The following is a 15,969-nucleotide window of genomic DNA, read 5'->3' on the forward strand; positions in this document are numbered from 1 at the left end:
AGCGGGGTCCGATCTAGGCGCGCTTGCGGCGCACGACACCGGTGGCGACGAGCGCTCCACCGGCCAGAAGAGCCGCAGCGCCACCGCCGACGACCCAGGGCGACACGCTGCCACCGGTGAGGGCGAGCTCGAGCCCGCCTCCGGTCAGGGGCATCTCCGTGCCGGACGCCGCGACGCCCGGGTCGTGGTCGCAGCGCACGGCTTCATCGTGCCCGTGCGAGACCGTGATGGTCGCCGTGTAGGAACGAGATCCCGAGAACGTGAGCGCGTAGGATCCCTCACCGTCGGCAGGCGGACGGAAGGTCACGACCAGGCTGCCGTCGGCAGCCGCCGTGTTCCCCGAGACCGCCGATTCTCCGGCGTTGTGACCCGACACGGAGACACCGACCGTCTCGGACGGCAGGAAGTACCCCGCGCCGAAGGTGACGGTGGACACATCGCAGATGCCGATGATCGGATCGTCGACCCCCACGCCAGGCGTGCCGGAGTACGTGTCGGACTCGGACGGAACGGTCAACGGCGCAGCAGTGGCGACGGCAGGAGCCATCAACACGATCGCGCCAGCGGCAAGGCTGATGGCAGCCAGTTTCTTCAGCATGATTCTCCCCAGAAATTCACGCGGAATCGCATCCGGACACACCCCTGCGTCCGATTGCGTGGATGACCCTGTCCCCACGACAGAATTGCACCCAGATATTCCCCAGTGAGACCGACACTACATCATCGGATCGGGAAAGTCACGAGGCGCACTGCAGTTCTTCTCGGGAGATCTCGGGGTCGCTGATCATCGGCGTGTGATCGACCACGGTGAGTCGCTCGCCGGCGCCGGTGCCCTGGTACTCGAGGGTGATCGTGGACGACTCGCCGGGGGCGAGCAGTACCTCGTGCTGCACGGCGGTGCGTGTGCCGAGGAGGGCCGTCTGGACGCTCTCCTGCTCACCGTCGCGGTCGATGTGCGACGCGGTGGCGCCTTCGGGCCCGTACACCGTGATCAGAGTCCGGACGGATCCGGGCGGGACTCCGTAGAACCCGTTCGCCGTGACGTACGGCGGCAGGGTGGTGCCCGCATCCGCCGGCGCGTCGTTCGTCCAGGTGACCCGCACCTGGGTGGTCGGTTCGCCGTCGCAGACCCCCACCGAGGTGGTGATGGAGGCATCCGTGTAGTAGTCCATCTTGCCGCCGGTGGTGTCGTTCACCAGCACGCCCACATGCGTCTCCGTGTCGTCGACGGGGAGAGCGCCGCCGAGCGACGACGCGGCAAGCATCTTCTGCTCGCCTTCGTGCGCGCTCCAGATGCGGATCCGGTGCTGCTCGGCCGAATCGGCCAGCGCGGCCACGAGGTCCTTCGGATCGGCGGTCGACAGCGCCGCCGACAGCAGTGCTCCCGCCGCCTGCGAGAAGACCTCGTCCTGGGCCGCAGGATCGGGGACCGCGGCGTAGATCTCGGAGAGCAGGAAGTTCACCACCGTCTCGTGCGTGACGCTGAACGGTCCGAACGTGAGCGGGCCCGTCGCCTTCAGGAGGCTCTCGGTCATGACCGCGTCCACGGCGACGACGCCGTCGATCGGCTGGCCGAACCGGTTCTGCCAGCGGGCCGCTATCGCGGGGCCCGCCTCGGTGAAGTCGGGAATGCTCGTCAGGTTCTGCATGTACCGGCCGGGGCGGTCTTCGAACAGCGCGACGGTCGACTCGCTGAGCGGGAGGGGGTCGTCGAGCTTCGGGAAGTCGGGTACCGATGCCTGCTGCACGAGGGTGACCCGTCCGTTCTCCGCGTGCAGCAGCGCGATGGCTCCGATGATGCCTCCGGAAGAGCGCAGCTCCGCGTTGTTCTGCATCGCCAGGACGTAGTTGCGGGGGCCGTCCGCACCCAGCATGCTCGGCAGCAGCGCGGCCGCACCGTGCAGCGATCCGACCACGGTCGCTGCCTGGGTGACGGTCGAGCGCATCCCGCGCACCGCATCGGCGAGCGGGGGGAGTGTCGCATCCGCATCGATCCGCAGAGCGCGGTCCTGCGCCGCGCTCAGCGTCGTGCTCGCGTCCGCGAGCGACGGCTCGATGGCGGCGAAAGGGGCGAGGTCGACGGCGCCGTTCGACAGGCCGAGGCTGGCGAGGTTCAGAGCGCCGGCGGCGTCGAGCACCGGCACGAGCGCATCGGAGGCGACGTCGTCGGCGATCTCGGCGACGTCGCTCACGGCCGCGAAGTTCGGCCCGAGCCAGGGGAGGATGCCGAAGGCGTGCCAGACGGGATCGGAGGTGAGGTCGTGCGCGGACCCGGCATGATGCGCGATGCGGGACGAGAGAGAGGCGGCCTTCTCGAGATCACCCTGGCCGACCGCCTGCTTGAGCGTCGACGACGACGTCGCCACCTGCTGCAGGTCGTTCACGGCACCGATGCCGCGCACCGTCACCCACCCGATCGCGAGCACGAGAATCGTCAGGATCACGCCGAGGGTCCACCGCAACCACCGACGACGTACAGGAAGGCGTCCGTCACTCACTCCTGCATTCAAGCACGAAGCGGGATATCGCCGGTACGGCGGAGCGCGTGCGCCCCACGCGGCCGTGCTCCGGGGTTCTCCAGCTGCGGACGGCTACTGTTGTCGCATGGGTGCTCGGCTGCGTGTTGTTCTGGATCAGCTGACGCATGTCGTCGACGGGAATCACGCGTTCGCGTCATCGGATCTCGCCGCAGCACTGGTCGCGACCGCACCGTCCGGATGCGAGGTCGAGGCGATCGTGCCCGCCGGGGCCGAGGTGTCGATCCGCGGTATCGCGGATGTCCGCAGGCTCTCGCTCGCGCGCCGCGAGCTCGCCGGATCGTGGCAGCTGGGGATCCCGGCCGGCGCGGGTGACGGCCTCATCCACTCGGCGACTCTGATGGCGCCGCTCGTGCGGCACGACCGGGTGCACGATCATGACCAGACGACGGTCACTCTGTGGGATCTGCGCGCGTGGGACGCCCCGCAGCTGCTGCCCAAGTCGACGGTGTCCTGGCAGCGCGCGATGCTCAAGAGAGCCGTCAAGCACGCGGACGCCGTCGTGGTTCCCTCGCACGCGATCGCGGCCCGACTCGGGGAGATCACGAAGCTGGGTGACCGGATCCGCGTGATCTCCGGTGCGGTCCCGTCGTCGTTCGTCGTGCCGTTCGACGCCGCCGCGCGACGCACCGCTCTGTCGCTTCCCGCGTCCTACGTCGTCGTCACCGGCGCCGCCGACTCCCTCGAGACCGGATTCCGCGCGGCTCTCGTGACGGGCCGAGACGCCGTCGTCCTCGACGCCCCGGAGGGTGCAGAGCCGGCCCTCGCCGAGATCGCCGCGGCGGTCGGTCTGCCCGAGGCCCGCGCACACATCCGCGGAGTGCTGTCGACGGAGGACCGCGCCGCCGTCTTCGCCGCCGCCGCCGCGATGGTCGCCACGGATGCCGGAGCCGGGTGGCCCTGGCGTGCGGTCGAGGCGATGACCCTCGGCGTCCCCGTGGTCGCCGTCGAGAGCGGTGTGCACCACGACGTGATCGCGGACGGCGGCATGATCGTCGACGCCGCGGATGCTCCGGACGCCGCCGTCGACGCCGTCGGCGACGGCGCGAGAAGGCTCAGCGTCCTCGGTGCGGACCGCTCGAGGTCGTTCTCCTGGCTCGGTGCCGCCGAACGGGTGTGGGGCCTGCACGCCGATCTCTGAGTGGGTGCCTGGCCCGTCAGAGCGGGTGCCGGGCCCGTCAGGAGCGCATGAGCTCGACGGCATCCGCACTGGGGCCGTCGAAGCGCACCTTGCCGTCCTGCAGCAGGATGCCGCGCTCGCACAGGTGCGAGACCATGTTCAGATCGTGGCTCACCACCACCAGGGTCTTGCCCTGGGCGTGGAGCTCGCGCACGCGAGCCAGGCACTTCTTCTGGAAGGGCTCGTCGCCGACAGAGAGGATCTCGTCGATCAGGAGCACGTCCAGATGCGTGTGGATCGCGACCGAGAACGCCAGGCGCAGGAACATCCCGGAGGAGTAGTGCTTGACCTCGGTGTCGATGAACTTCTCGATCTCGCTGAACTCGACGATGGAGTCGAACTGCTCCTTCGTCTCCTTCTTCGACATGCCGAGGATGGCCGCGTTCAGGTAGACGTTCTCGCGACCCGACAGGTCCGGGTGGAATCCGGCGCCGACCTCGATCAGTCCCGCGACCCGACCCCGGGTGCGCACCTGTCCCTCGTCGGGGCGCAGCACGCCGGAGATGAGCTTGAGCATCGTCGACTTGCCCGAGCCGTTGAAGCCGAGCAGCGCGACGGCCTCGCCCTCGCCGATCTCGAAGGAGATGCCGTCGAGCGCCTGGAACTCCGAGGTGAGGGGCTTGCGGCGCATCGCGGCGACGAAGGTCTCCTTCATGGAGTGCGTGTGGCGCAGCTTGAAGTGCTTGTGCACATCCTCGACGAGGATGCGGGGAGCATCAGAGATCCTGGGCAAAGCGACCCTCCAGACGGCGGAAGACGATCTCGCCGATGATCAGGATGACGATGGAGACGGCGAGAGCGATCACCGCGTGGAACCACATCGACGGCAGCGGCTCGGCGTTCGCGGGATTCAGCGCGTGCCAGATGCCGTAGTGGAAGAGCTCGACGGCACCGGTGATCGGGTTCAGCGCGTACAGCTGGAACAGCCACTCGGGGACCTTCGTCGCCACCATCTGCCACTGGTACATCACCGGCGATGCCCAGACCGAGATCATGACGATGATCTCCACGAAGCTCTGTGCGTCGCGGAAGGTGACGTTGATCGCGCCGAAGAGCAGTCCGAGGCCCGTCGCGAGCAGCGAGATGATGACGAGACCGAGCAGGAGTGCGGCGACGCCGACGAGGCTCGGAGACCATCCGAAGAAGAGGGCGATCACCAGCACCACGATGATCTGCGGGACCGTGTTGATGGCCGCGACCATCGTGCTCGCGACCGGGAACATCTGCCGCGGGAAATAGATCTTCTTGATCAGCGCGGCGTTCTCGACGAGGGACTTCGTGGCGTTCGCGAAAGACTCGTTGAAGAACGTCACCGCGGTGATGCCCGACAGGAGGTAGATCGGGTAGTACTCGATGCTGTCGTTCAGTCGCAGGAAGACACCCAGTGCGAAGTAGAAGACGAGGAACTGGATCAGCGGCTTGACGTACGACCACAGCCACCCGAGCACGGAGCCGCGGTAGCGGATGCCGACCTCTTTGCGGACGATCAGGCTGAGCAGGTAACGACGACGGAACACGTCGAGCAGTCCAGTGCTCGATCCGGGTTGCGTCAGTCGCAGCTCGGCGGGCACAGATGTTTGCGACATGGCGTCCTCGTCACCTCCGTCAGACGTCCGGTTCGGGGGGAACGCCTCGTCAATCATAGGTTCTCCGAATCGTGCGCTCCGTCAGGGGGCGCTCGAGCGGTGTGTCGGTGGTCCCCCAGACGAACCTCGATAGGATCGACGCCGGTGGCCGACGTCCGGTCAGGTACGAGAAAGGCGCTGCGCACATGGGATGGTTCGACCTGGGTCTGGCCGTGCTGGTCACCGCCGGCCTCGTCCTCGTCCCGGGGTTCGCCGTCGCATGGCTGCTCGGCGCTCGCGGTCATGTCGCGTGGGCGCTGGCCGTCCCCGCCGGTGTCACGGTCATCGTCCTCGCCGCGCTCGGCGCGCCCCTCGTCGGCTGGGAATGGGGGATCCTTCCGGTTCTCGCCGTGACCGCGGTGATCGCGGCCATCGCGGCCGTCCTCCGGTTGGCGCCCTGGTTCTCCGTCTCCGCCCTGCGACTCGACGTCCGCCTCGGACGCGCGGCGCTGCTGTCCGTCGTCGGTGCGATCCTCGTCGTGGTCGCACAGCTGATCCTCGTCATCGGCACCCCCGAGAACATCTCGCAGACGTTCGACAACATCTTCCATCTCAATGCCATCCGCTACGCCCTCGACACCGGCTCCGTCTCGCCTCTGACGATCGGCTCGATGACGAGCGCCGCGACCGGCGGGCTGCCGTTCTATCCGTCCGGCTGGCACGCGGTCGCCTCGCTGGTCGTGCAGCTGGCGGGGGTGAGCATCCCGGTCGCGTCGAACGCCGTGATGATCTTCTTCGCCGCCTTCGCGTGGCCGGTGACGATCCTGCTGCTGACCCGGGTGCTCGCCGGCTCGTCGACCCCCGTCATGGTGGTGGCCGCCGCGATCAGCGTGGCGATCCCGGCGTTCCCGCTGCTGCTCGTCGACTACGGCGTCCTCTTCCCGTACATGATGTCCTTGAGCATGATCGGCGTGCCGTTGGCGCTCATCGTCGCCGCGAGCGCGCGTCGGTCCTGGAGCGAACGATGGCCCTTCGCGGTGGGTGCGCTCGGCTCGGTCCCCGCCGTCGCGATCGCACACCCCGGCGGCCTCGTCGCCCTTCTCGTCTTCACGACGGTCGTGCTGCTGGTGCTCTGGGTGCGGCTGCTGCTCTCGCGCCCGACCGCGCGAGCCAAGGTCGTCTCGACGGCGTGCGCCGCGGCCTATGCGGTCGTGGTGCTGGCGGCGTGGTACGTGCTGCGTCCGCCGATCGACGCACGCTCGTGGTTGCCGACCGAGACCGTCGGGCAGGCCGTCGGCGAAGTCCTGACGGCATCGGTCTGGTCCGCTCCCGTCAACGTGGTGGTGGCCGCCCTCGTGATCGCCGGACTCGTCGTCTGCCTTCGCCGCCGCTCCGTGACGGACTGGATCGCGGTCGGCTTCTTCGCTGCGGCGGCAGGGCTCTACATCGTGGTCTCGGGTCTGCCGTATCTCGTGCAGCGCGACCTGCTGACGGGAGCCTGGTACAACAACGCCCCTCGCCTCGCCGCCCTGCTCGCGATCGCCTGGGTTCCTGTCGCAGCGATCGGTGGACACGCCCTCTGGGGCGTTCTGAGGCGCTGGAGCGCGAAGGTGCGTTCCGCGCGAGTTCGGCGCCTGGCCCTCGCCGCGGTCGCCGTCGTCGTGCTCGTGCTCCTGCCGCAGGCGGGGAGCATGCGCCAGGCGGTCGCTTCCGCCCACGGCGCCTTCGCGACGACGGACGAGTCGCCGCTCCTGACGTCCGATGAGCTCGCGCTGATCGAGAGGCTCGACGACGAGGTCCCCGAAGACGCCGTCATCCTCGGCAGCCCGTGGACGGGTACGGCACTGGCCTACGCGATCGCTGATCGCGAGGTCGTGATGCCGCACACCCTGATGGACATCACCGAGGAGATGTCCGTGCTGCTCGATCGGCTCGACAGCGCGCGCCCGGGATCGGAGGAGGTGTGCTCGGCGATCGACGCCCTCGACGTGGAGTACGTGCTCGACTTCGGAACCCAGGAGATCAACGACGGCGAGCACCCCTACAAGGGACTCGATCGACTGCGCACGTCGAAGTCCGTCGAGAAGGTCGACCAGGTCGGCGACGCCGTGCTGTACAAGGTCGTGCTCTGCGGATGAGCGCGACCGACGATCGCGGATGCCGCGGTCATCGTACGAGGGAAGGAATCAGATGACTCTGGAGATCTTCGTGCCCTTCTGGGGCGATCCCGGACTGCTGCGTGAGACGGTCGACTCCGTTCGCGCCCAACGCGACGAGGACTGGCACCTGATCGTCATCGACGACTGCTATCCCGATGACTCCGTGCCCGCGTACTTCGCGGAGATCGACGACGAGCGCATCACGTACGTGCGCAACGAGACGAACCTGGGCATCACCGAGAACTATCGCGAGGCGATCCGCCGCGCGACGACGTCGCACATCACGATCCTCGGCTGCGACGACCTGCTGCATCCGAACTACGTGCAGGTCGTCAAACGGGTGATCCGTCAGCGTCCCGAGGTCGACGTCATCCAGCCGGGAGTCGAGGTGATCGACGAGACGGGGCGGGTGATCCGACCGCTCGTCGACCGCGTCAAGCAGGGGATGCTGGCCCCTCGGGGTGGCGAGGGCATCGCTCTGCTCTCGGGCGAGCGCATGGCCACCAGCCTCATCCGGGGCGATTGGCTGTACTGGCCCTCGCTCACCTTCCGCACCGAGACCCTGCAGCGCATAGACTTCCGCGACGGCCTGCCCATCATCCAGGACCTCGCTCTGCTCATGGACGTCGCCTTCGACGGGGGGACGCTCGCGTACGTTCCCGAGCTCGCCTTCTCGTATCGCCGACACGGCTCGAGCGCATCCCAGAAGACGCTGCTCGACGGCCGACGCTTCCGCGACGAGCGCGCCTACTTCGCGATCGCCCGTGATCTGGCGCGGGAGAAGGGGTGGCGTCGCACGAGTGCCGTCGCCCGTGCCCGGATCATGTCGCGGCTGCACGCCGTGAGCGAGCTCCCCGGTGTCATCCGGCACGGAGATCGCGCTGGGATACAATCGACGCTGGCGCACATCTTCGCCGTCTGAGTGGCGAGCAGGCGCGCCGGATCGCCTGGTCGACACACCCTGCAGGAGGCTTCGTATGTCCGAACACGTGCTCATCACCGGCGGGGCCGGTTTCATCGGCACCCGGCTCGCGGCCCGGTTCGCTCGCGACGGACACCGGGTGACGGTGCTGGACTCGTTGAGCCCGCAGGTGCATGGGAATGATCCCGAGACCACGTCGCCGCTGCTGCGGTCGCTGGACGGCATCGCCGACGTCGTCGTCGGCACGGTCACCTCGACGGACGACCTGCGCACCGCCCTCGAGGGGGCGACCATCGTCATCCACCTCGCGGCCGAGACCGGCACGGGTCAGTCGATGTACGAGATCGACCGCTACGTCGACGCGAACGTCGGGGGCACGGCCAAGCTGCTCGACCTGCTCGCCAACGAGGACCACGGAGTGCGCCGCATCGTGATCGCCTCCTCCCGGTCGATCTACGGCGAAGGCACCTACGTCACCGAAGACGGTCGTCGCGTCCACCCTCCGCATCGTGCGGACGCCGACATGTCGGCGGGCGACTTCGACGTGCATGCGGCGGGGGAGGGGCCGATCAGCCTCGTCCCGACGGACGAGAGCGCGCTGCTGCATCCGTCCTCCGTGTACGGCATCACCAAGCAGATGCAGGAGTCGCTGGTGATGACGGTCGCGCCGACGATCGGGATCGAGGGTACGTCGGTCCGGTATCAGAACGTGTACGGCCCCGGCCAGTCGCTCAAGAACCCGTACACCGGGATCCTCTCGATCTTCTCGACGCTCATCCGTCAGGGCAAGGAGATCAACATCTTCGAGGACGGCGAGGAGAGCCGAGACTTCGTCTACATCGACGACGTGGTCGAGGCGACCTTCCTCGCCGCCACCGACCCGCGCGCGGCGGGGGAGACCTTCAACGTCGGCTCCGGTGTGGCGACCACGGTGAACGAGGTCGTCGCCGCGCTGTTCGACGCGTTCGGACGCGAGGTTCCCACACGGATCTCGGGCAACTACCGGCTGGGCGACATCCGGCACAACGTCGCAGACACCACTCGGCTGAGGGAGACCCTCGGGTTCACGCCGCAGGTGCCCTTCCGCGAGGGCGTCAGGACCTTCGTCGAATGGGTGCTCACCGAGCCGATCGAGGCAGACGGATATCAGCGATCGCTCGACGAGATGAGCAAGCGGAACCTCCTGAAGTGACGCACTCGCTGCTGCGGGCCCGGGAGTTCCCCTATCGGAAGAACAGTCTCAACCTGTTCCGTCTCGTGCTCGCGTTCCTGGTGCTGCTGGCACACGGGTACTACGTCGTCGGCCGCACGGACAGCCCGGGCTTCAACGGAGAGAACCTCGGCGGATGGGCGGTCATCGGGTTCTTCGTGCTCAGCGGGTTCCTGATCACGCGTTCGAGGATGCGCACCGATCCGGGCACTTTCCTGCTGCACCGGATCGCGCGCATCATGCCGGCGTTCGTGGTGTGCCTGCTGGTCACGGCGCTCGTGTTCGGCCCGATCGCACAGCTCCTCACACACGGGAGCCTCGCCGGCTACTTCACGACGGACCCGACTCCGCTCGAGTATGTCTGGGGCAACCTCTTCCTCCGCATCGAGCACTATCAGATCGGCACGTCGCTCTCCGATGTGCCGTATCCGAACGCCTGGAACGGCTCGCTGTGGACCCTCTACTTCGAGTTCCTCTGCTACCTGAGCGTCTGGGTGCTGGGCGGTCTCGCCGTGTTCCGGCGGTCCATCTCCGTCGTGGCGGGTCTCTGGGCGGCGTCCGTGATCGTGCGTGTCTGCTACGCCATGGGCGTGACCGGGGGCCTCGACGGCAACTTCGGTCTCTTCAGCCGCCTGCTGCCCTATTTCCTGGGCGGGTCGCTGATCTACCTGGTCGTGCAGCGATGGGGTCTGGTGCCGTTGGTGGGGATGATCAGCATCCCGCTCGCGGCCGTGCTGATGGTGTTCGTCCCCGTCGCAGGCGGACCTATCGCCGCGCCCCTCATCGGCTACGCGCTGCTCTACCTGTCGACGGTGATCCCGCAGCCGGCATGGATCGCGCGCAACGACGTCTCGTACGGCTTCTACATCTACGCCTGGCCGGTGCAGCAGCTCGTGGTGATCCTCGGCGGAGCGGGTCTGGGGATCGCGGTCTACACGGGCATCACGACCGTGGTGACGTTCGCCCTGGGCTGGCTGAGCTGGATGCTCGTCGAGCGCCACTTCATCCGCTTCGCGCGTGGCTCTCAGAAGTCCGAGAAGGCGGTGCTCACGCCCGCCGGCGCCGCTGCGCCGTCCGCCGACGCGCCTCCCGCCACAGCCGGATGAGCAGAAGGCGCGAGCGCAGCGCCGCACCGACACCTCGAGGCCGTGACGACGACGCGTTGGCATCGTGAACCCGCCGCAGCACGCTCACCTTCTCGACATGCCCGAGAAGACCGGCCGTGTTCGCCGCCGTCGCGATCCACAGGTCGTGTGATTCGCGGAGGTACGGGGGGAAGGGCAGCACGAGGGCGAGCGCATCGCGCCGCAGAGCCATCGCGCACCCGAAGTACGGGGCGTCTCCGGCGAGGATCCGCAGCTCGTTGCGCACGCGCCTGCCGTCGTCGGAGCGGGAGAGCAGCCAGGGGCGTCCGGTGAGCGGCGAACGCAGGGGTTGCCCCGAGTCGAGCAGCAGGAGGTTGGAGGCCACGACCGCGTGAGCATCCGTCGCCGCGACGAGGGACTCGAGGCGCCCGTCCGTCCAGAGGTCGTCCTGGTCCGAGAGCAGGACGACGTCGCCGGTCGCGAGTCCGATCGCTCGCTCGAACGATCTCACGTACCCGCGATTGGCCTGGGTGCGGTGCACCACGATCCGCGGATCCCCGATGGCTTCGATCTCGTCGACGGTCGCGTCCGCGCTCGCGTCGTCGACGACGACGATCTCATCGTCGGGACCCAGCTGAGCGAGGATCGATGAGAGCTGTGCGACGACGTATCGCGATCCGTTGTACGTCGCCATGCAGACGCTGACGCGGGACGCGCTCATGATCGGATGTCTCCTTCGGGGTCGGAGGGGGTGCCGGTCGTCGCAGTCGAGGCCCGCGGAGGAGAGAGGCCGACCCTGCTCGCGAGAGCGATGCATCCGAGGAGCGTCGCCGTCTCGCTCACGGCGAATCCGATGGCGACGCCGGTGGTCCCCAGGGTCGAGCCGAGAACGACCATCATGGCGACCCCGACGACGGCGGCGACCATGCTGACCGCGAGCACGAAACCGTCACGCCGTGCCGGGATGAGGATGTTGCGGATCAGCGGCGTCGACATCGTCACGGAGATGAAGGCGATGCCGAGGAACTGGAAGGCAGTGGGATCGCCCTGCTTGTCGGCACCGAAGAGCACGCCGCTGAGCAGAGGCCCGAAGACGGCGAGGACCACCCACCCGATGGCGGCGATGACACCCATCACCGCGAAGGAGGCGAGGTTTCGGGCCCTTCGGCTGCCGGCGTCCGTCGTCTCGAGCACCCACCCCTGCAGGGCGTTGCCCGCCGCGGAGACGCCGAGGGTGCCGTAGCGGTAGATGCGATCGCTCGACGCGTAGGCGGCGACGTCGACGGGAGAGGCGATGAGACCCGCGACCGGCACGGGGGCGTTCTGGTACAGGCTCCCGATCGACTCGACGCCCCATGCCGCTTTCATGTCGCCGACGTCGGAGCCGAGCCGTGCGAGGCCGGGCCACGGAGGCCAGAGGCGCCTCAGCACGCGGCGGTGGAACGCGAGTGTCCCGAGCACGATCGACAGGCTGAGCAGGATGCCGTACCAGAGGACGTCCTGAGTGATCAGCACGACGGCGATCGCCACAGCGGTCGCGATGCCTCGGGGAACCACTTCGTACCAGAGCGCGATGCTCGGTGACGAGACCCCGACCGCGTACCAGCTGAGTCCGATGCCGTTGAGGGCACCGGCGACGGCGAAGGCGGCCGCCACCGACCACGACGACGAGGGCGAGATGAGCGATGCGATCACGGCGCTGAGCAGCGAAGCGACCACCACCACCGCAGCGCGGATGTAGAACGACCGTCCGTACAGCTCTCTGCGTTCGTCGTCCGACTCCGCCATCGCGACGAGAGGCGTTCCGAGGATGTTCCATCCGACCAGGCCGATGGCGCCGGCGAACGTCCCGACGCCGAGGCCGATGTTGAGAGCGGTCCAGTCGTCGGTGGTGGATGCGCGGGACATGAAGGGCAGCGCGATGAGCGGCAGCACCGATGCGAGGAACGGCAGGGTCGAGAAGCCGAGCAGTCGACGCGCGAGGGTGCCCGCGGGCGACGGGCGTGCGGTGCGTTCGCGCGTCATCGCAGAGAGCCGATTGGCGGGAGCGCTGACTGGGCGGTCGCCTCGATCGAGCACGGCTGAGGGAGGGCCCGGGGCATGCAATCATCCTATGGCCTCGCGTGGACCGCACGCTGAGAGCCGGTCCTCGGGGGAGCCGTGCACGCACGGCCCACCGGCACGGGTCGCCTAGACTTGAAGCGATCCGACGAGCTCCTGTGAGGAACGATGGTGTACACGCCCGGTCGTGGAGCGATTGTGCTCGCGGCATACGATCCCGACCCTGAGCTCTTCGCTCGGCAGATCGGGTCGCTCAGATCCCAGACCGTCACGGACTGGGAGTGCGTCATCACGGTCGACGGAGACGATGCGACCGTGCGGCGGGTGCTCGCGGAGACCGCAGGCGGCGACGATCGATTCCGCGTCCTCGCGGACGGCGAGCGGCTCGGCTTCTACCTCAACTTCGAGCGCGGACTGCGCGCGGTCGACCCGGGCGTCTCGTGGGTGGCCCTGTGCGATCAGGACGACTTCTGGTACCCCGAGAAGCTCGAGCTCCTGCTTCCTCATCTCGCGGGAGCGGCTCTGGTCTCGGGGCAGGCGCGATTGGTGACCTATCCCGGAGAGGTCGTCACAGGTCGGACCGATCGACGGGATCTGGGGCCCGCCATGACTCTGCTCAACAACCAGTTCACCGGGTCGCTCTGCATCCTTCGCGGCGACCTGGTCGCACCGTCGCTTCCTTTCCCGCGCATGTCGACCAGGGCTGCAGCGCACGACCATTGGATCGCAGCTCTCGCCGGCGTCACAGGGGGTACGCGGATCGTCGATGCGGTGGTCCAGGACTATGTCCAGCACGACAACAACGTCTTCGGGGATCCGAGCCGGCTGGGATCGGGCTCTCCTCTCGCGGCGATCGCCACCGCGTGGCGCAGTGCGCGTGCCTTCACCGAACGTTACGAGGGGTCATCCGACCCCGTGGCGATGCTCAGGATGCTCTTCCGGGTGTATGTCGGATGGCGACAGCTGGTCGCAGAGACGGTCGCGGCGCGCACGGGCGATCCGTCCACGCAGATCAGAGGCTTCGGCAGCGAGCGTCGATTCTGGCCGACGGTGCGACTGCTGCGGCGAGCACGGAGGAACGGACACGTGGCCCCTCGATTCGTCGCGGAGTATCTCGCGAGCTGGGTCGCGGGGGCCCTGATCGGCGGGCGCTCGCGCACGAGGGCCTGAGGGGCAGGCCTGCAGGTCTAGCGGCGGCGCGTCGTCCGCGTGGACCAGCTGATCTGCTGCGCGGCGGCCTGGACCGTCGCCGGAGCCCGACCTCCACGGCCGCGGAAACCGTCTGCGACCCCACGCCAGAGCACCGCCAGCATCCGCCGACGAGGCCGAGCGGAAGCGGTGACCACCGCGAAATACGCGAGATCGACGGCCAGGTCCGCGAGCATCCGACCCGGTGCCGACCGGAGATACCGGCGCGTGAGGATCAGTCGGTTGCGCATCCGGTAGTAATAACGGAACGGCGTGCTGACCATCGTCGTGACGGTCAGCGGGAGAAGCGGGAACGGTGCGAGAGCCACCGGGCTTCCCAACTCGTGGTCGATGCGCGTGGGCGCGGCGATGATCCGGAGTCCGCGAGAGAGTGAACGCAGTTCGAAATCCGTGTCGACGAGATCGATGAACAGGGATTCGTCGAAGGGACCCAGTGACTCGAATGCTGCGCGCGGGATGAGCATCCCCGACTGGATGACCCGACGAGCAGGCGCGAGCGCCTCGTCCGAGCGTGCTTGCCTGACCTGGGCGAACTCCGCGGGAACGACCGCCGAGACCCGAGGCTGAGCGGTCGAGACCCGCTCCCACGTGTCGCGAAGGATGTCGATGGTGTCGGACGTCGGCGTGGAATCCTGATCGAATGTCACGACGGTCTCCGCGCCGGCGTCGTAGGCGACGGTCATCGCCGCATTGAGAGCGGCAGCGATCCCGTCGTTCGTCGGACGGCGGATCACCGTCGCTCCGAGGTCGAGCAGCGCGGGGAACACCTCATGAGGATCCGAGCCGCCGTCGTCGACGACGACCACGGGGTGCCGGGAGATGAATCGGCGCACCGTCTCGATCAGGGCGACCGGGGGAGTGAACGTGCTGAATACGAGAGTCGGCTCACTCATCGTCGCGGCTCTGAGGGCGGTCGACGACCAGCGCGCGAAGCTCGGCGACATCGGCCTCCAGCCGGTCCTGCGCGAGACGGGCGATCGCCGCCTCCTCTGCCAACCGGCGCAGGCGTTCCTCGCTTCGCGTCAGCTCCCACGAGAGGTGGAGCGAGACGGCGAGGAGAAGGGCGATCGCGAGGGTGAAGATGAGGTTCGCGGGAAGCTGGAAGCCGAGAACGATCGTGAGCCATTGCAGGGCTGCGGGGAAGATCCCCAGCAGCAGCGCCGCGAGGCCGATCGCCAGCCAGAGGACGGCGTACTTCTCGCGCAACTGGCGTCGCAGAAGCATGGCCGTGACGCTGACGACGATGATGAGGCCGAGCGCGAGCGCTCCGAAAGAGATCATGCGCGACCCCGCATCGGACGGCGGACGACCGCGAGGGTCATCGCGAAGATGGAACGTGCGAGGTAGATCGCCGACCCCACGAACCCTTGGCTGGGGTTTCCCGACATCCGCGGACGCATGGCCACGGGGACCTGGGTGACGGTGAGGTCCGCATGGAGCGCAGCGACGAGGCTGTCGATCGTGTCGCCCAGATACTCCGCGGGGAAATAGGAGACGTACTGATCGATGGCGCGCCTGTTCGCCGCTCGGAATCCACTGGTGACGTCGGTGAGCTTCGTGCCGGCGATCCGCGAGATCGCTCCGGCGAGGAACACCATGGCCCATCGCCGGGGACCCCTCGCCTGATATGACCCGACGTCGGCGAAGCGCGCGCCGATGGAGATGTCCGCAGAGGACAACCCCTCCAGGATTCTGGTGATGTCCTCGGGATTGTGCTGACCGTCAGCGTCGACCTGGATCGCCCTGTCGTACCCGTGACGCTGCGCGTACGCGTAGCCCGTGCGCATCGCGCCGCCGACCCCCATGTTGTAGGGGAGCGTCAGCACGTCTGCTCCGGCGGCCCGTGCGACCATACCGGTGGCATCGGTCGATCCGTCGTCGACCACGACGATATCGGCGCCGGGAAGGGTGGACCTGATCTCCGTCACCGTGGTGCCGACGTTGTTCTCCTCGTTCCAGGCGGGCACGATGATGATCAGTCGTTCACTAGCCGAGCCCATGGCGTCCATTCTAAGGGCATCGGCGCTCCCGCCCCCGGTCG

15 protein-coding genes are annotated in these 15,969 nt (G+C 68.1%); 6 read left to right on the forward strand and 9 right to left on the reverse strand.

From position 1 onward, the window contains the following. Positions 1 to 13: 13 nt before the first annotated feature. Positions 14 to 598 carry a hypothetical protein gene (locus tag ASD43_RS09025; RefSeq protein WP_056416332.1) on the reverse strand — a complete coding sequence of 195 codons (585 nt, stop codon included), beginning with the start codon at positions 596 to 598 and terminating at the stop codon, positions 14 to 16. Positions 599 to 737: 139 nt separating this feature from the next. After that, complete coding sequence (locus tag ASD43_RS09030; RefSeq protein WP_056416335.1) at positions 738 to 2,498, reverse strand: DUF4012 domain-containing protein; 1,761 nt, start codon at positions 2,496 to 2,498, stop codon at positions 738 to 740. A gap of 106 nt (positions 2,499 to 2,604) precedes the next feature. Here ASD43_RS09030 and ASD43_RS09035 point away from each other — a divergent pair, with 106 nt between their 5' ends. Then, positions 2,605 to 3,678: a glycosyltransferase gene (locus ASD43_RS09035; RefSeq protein ID WP_056416337.1), complete on the forward strand. Its 1,074-nt coding sequence runs from the start codon at positions 2,605 to 2,607 to the stop codon at positions 3,676 to 3,678. A 37-nt stretch (positions 3,679 to 3,715) separates the two neighbouring features. Here the strand turns inward: ASD43_RS09035 and ASD43_RS09040 are convergent, their stop codons facing one another. Beyond that, positions 3,716 to 4,450: an ABC transporter ATP-binding protein gene (locus ASD43_RS09040; protein WP_056416340.1), complete on the reverse strand. Its 735-nt coding sequence runs from the start codon at positions 4,448 to 4,450 to the stop codon at positions 3,716 to 3,718. Next, positions 4,434 to 5,303, reverse strand: coding sequence for an ABC transporter permease (locus ASD43_RS09045; RefSeq protein WP_056416342.1), 870 nt, complete (start codon positions 5,301 to 5,303; stop codon positions 4,434 to 4,436). Before ASD43_RS09045 ends, ASD43_RS09040 begins: the two co-directional genes overlap by 17 nt. Before the next feature lie 185 nt (positions 5,304 to 5,488). Between ASD43_RS09045 and ASD43_RS09050 the strand changes: the two genes are divergently transcribed. The 4 genes from ASD43_RS09050 to ASD43_RS09065 are packed head-to-tail and all read left to right on the forward strand — an operon-like array spanning position 5,489 to position 10,679. Continuing rightward, positions 5,489 to 7,420, forward strand: coding sequence for a DUF6541 family protein (locus ASD43_RS09050; RefSeq protein WP_056416345.1), 1,932 nt, complete (start codon positions 5,489 to 5,491; stop codon positions 7,418 to 7,420). A gap of 52 nt (positions 7,421 to 7,472) precedes the next feature. Continuing rightward, entirely contained in the window at positions 7,473 to 8,363 is an 891-nt protein-coding gene (locus tag ASD43_RS09055) for a glycosyltransferase family 2 protein (RefSeq protein ID WP_056416348.1), read from the forward strand. Between the two features lie 55 nt (positions 8,364 to 8,418). Further along, positions 8,419 to 9,555 carry an NAD-dependent epimerase/dehydratase family protein gene (locus ASD43_RS09060; RefSeq protein WP_056416351.1) on the forward strand — a complete coding sequence of 379 codons (1,137 nt, stop codon included), beginning with the start codon at positions 8,419 to 8,421 and terminating at the stop codon, positions 9,553 to 9,555. Beyond that, entirely contained in the window at positions 9,552 to 10,679 is a 1,128-nt protein-coding gene (locus ASD43_RS09065) for an acyltransferase family protein (RefSeq protein WP_056416354.1), read from the forward strand. Before ASD43_RS09060 ends, ASD43_RS09065 begins: the two co-directional genes overlap by 4 nt. On the opposite strand, the gene ASD43_RS09070 is transcribed toward ASD43_RS09065, so the two are convergent. After that, the gene (locus tag ASD43_RS09070) at positions 10,621 to 11,379 is read right to left on the reverse strand and encodes a glycosyltransferase (protein WP_056416357.1); all 759 of its coding nucleotides are present in this window, start codon (positions 11,377 to 11,379) and stop codon (positions 10,621 to 10,623) included. The two genes, ASD43_RS09065 and ASD43_RS09070, sit on opposite strands and share 59 nt — an antisense overlap. Next, positions 11,376 to 12,683, reverse strand: a complete 1,308-nt coding sequence (locus ASD43_RS09075; RefSeq protein ID WP_157550932.1) for a lipopolysaccharide biosynthesis protein — start codon at positions 12,681 to 12,683, stop codon at positions 11,376 to 11,378. Before ASD43_RS09075 ends, ASD43_RS09070 begins: the two co-directional genes overlap by 4 nt. A 204-nt stretch (positions 12,684 to 12,887) precedes the next feature. On the opposite strand from ASD43_RS09075, the gene ASD43_RS09080 reads away from it, so the two are divergent. Beyond that, on the forward strand, positions 12,888 to 13,889 hold the full coding sequence (locus tag ASD43_RS09080) for a glycosyltransferase (protein WP_056416365.1): 1,002 nt from the start codon (positions 12,888 to 12,890) through the stop codon (positions 13,887 to 13,889). Positions 13,890 to 13,906: 17 nt separating this feature from the next. Here the strand turns inward: ASD43_RS09080 and ASD43_RS09085 are convergent, their stop codons facing one another. Genes ASD43_RS09085 through ASD43_RS09095 form a run of 3 tightly spaced genes read right to left on the reverse strand, consistent with a single transcriptional unit; the run spans position 13,907 to position 15,928 of the window. Beyond that, a complete protein-coding gene (locus ASD43_RS09085; RefSeq protein WP_162247494.1) occupies positions 13,907 to 14,821 on the reverse strand; it encodes a glycosyltransferase in 915 nt (304 codons plus the stop codon). Next, positions 14,814 to 15,209 (reverse strand): DUF2304 domain-containing protein, encoded by a 396-nt coding sequence (locus tag ASD43_RS09090; protein WP_056416371.1) that lies wholly within the window; start codon positions 15,207 to 15,209, stop codon positions 14,814 to 14,816. Before ASD43_RS09090 ends, ASD43_RS09085 begins: the two co-directional genes overlap by 8 nt. After that, complete coding sequence (locus ASD43_RS09095; protein ID WP_056419401.1) at positions 15,206 to 15,928, reverse strand: glycosyltransferase family 2 protein; 723 nt, start codon at positions 15,926 to 15,928, stop codon at positions 15,206 to 15,208. Before ASD43_RS09095 ends, ASD43_RS09090 begins: the two co-directional genes overlap by 4 nt. Positions 15,929 to 15,969: the final 41 nt, after the last annotated feature.

It is taken from the genome of Microbacterium sp. Root553, assembly GCF_001426995.1.
Lineage (GTDB): Bacteria > Actinomycetota > Actinomycetes > Actinomycetales > Microbacteriaceae > Microbacterium.

Bases quoted from the DNA above. Each gene is read 5' to 3' on its own strand.
- ASD43_RS09025 (WP_056416332.1), bottom strand. From the start codon at position 598: ATGCTGAAGAAACTGGCTGCCATCAGCCTTGCCGCTGGCGCGATCGTG.
- ASD43_RS09035 (WP_056416337.1), top strand. From the start codon at position 2,605: ATGGGTGCTCGGCTGCGTGTTGTTCTGGATCAGCTGACGCATGTCGTC.
- ASD43_RS09045 (WP_056416342.1), bottom strand. From the start codon at position 5,303: ATGTCGCAAACATCTGTGCCCGCCGAGCTGCGACTGACGCAACCCGGA.
- ASD43_RS09050 (WP_056416345.1), top strand. From the start codon at position 5,489: ATGGGATGGTTCGACCTGGGTCTGGCCGTGCTGGTCACCGCCGGCCTC.
- ASD43_RS09055 (WP_056416348.1), top strand. From the start codon at position 7,473: ATGACTCTGGAGATCTTCGTGCCCTTCTGGGGCGATCCCGGACTGCTG.
- ASD43_RS09060 (WP_056416351.1), top strand. From the start codon at position 8,419: ATGTCCGAACACGTGCTCATCACCGGCGGGGCCGGTTTCATCGGCACC.
- ASD43_RS09070 (WP_056416357.1), bottom strand. From the start codon at position 11,379: ATGAGCGCGTCCCGCGTCAGCGTCTGCATGGCGACGTACAACGGATCG.
- ASD43_RS09075 (WP_157550932.1), bottom strand. From the start codon at position 12,683: ATGACGCGCGAACGCACCGCACGCCCGTCGCCCGCGGGCACCCTCGCG.
- ASD43_RS09080 (WP_056416365.1), top strand. From the start codon at position 12,888: ATGGTGTACACGCCCGGTCGTGGAGCGATTGTGCTCGCGGCATACGAT.
- ASD43_RS09085 (WP_162247494.1), bottom strand. From the start codon at position 14,821: ATGAGTGAGCCGACTCTCGTATTCAGCACGTTCACTCCCCCGGTCGCC.
- ASD43_RS09090 (WP_056416371.1), bottom strand. From the start codon at position 15,209: ATGATCTCTTTCGGAGCGCTCGCGCTCGGCCTCATCATCGTCGTCAGC.
- ASD43_RS09095 (WP_056419401.1), bottom strand. From the start codon at position 15,928: ATGGGCTCGGCTAGTGAACGACTGATCATCATCGTGCCCGCCTGGAAC.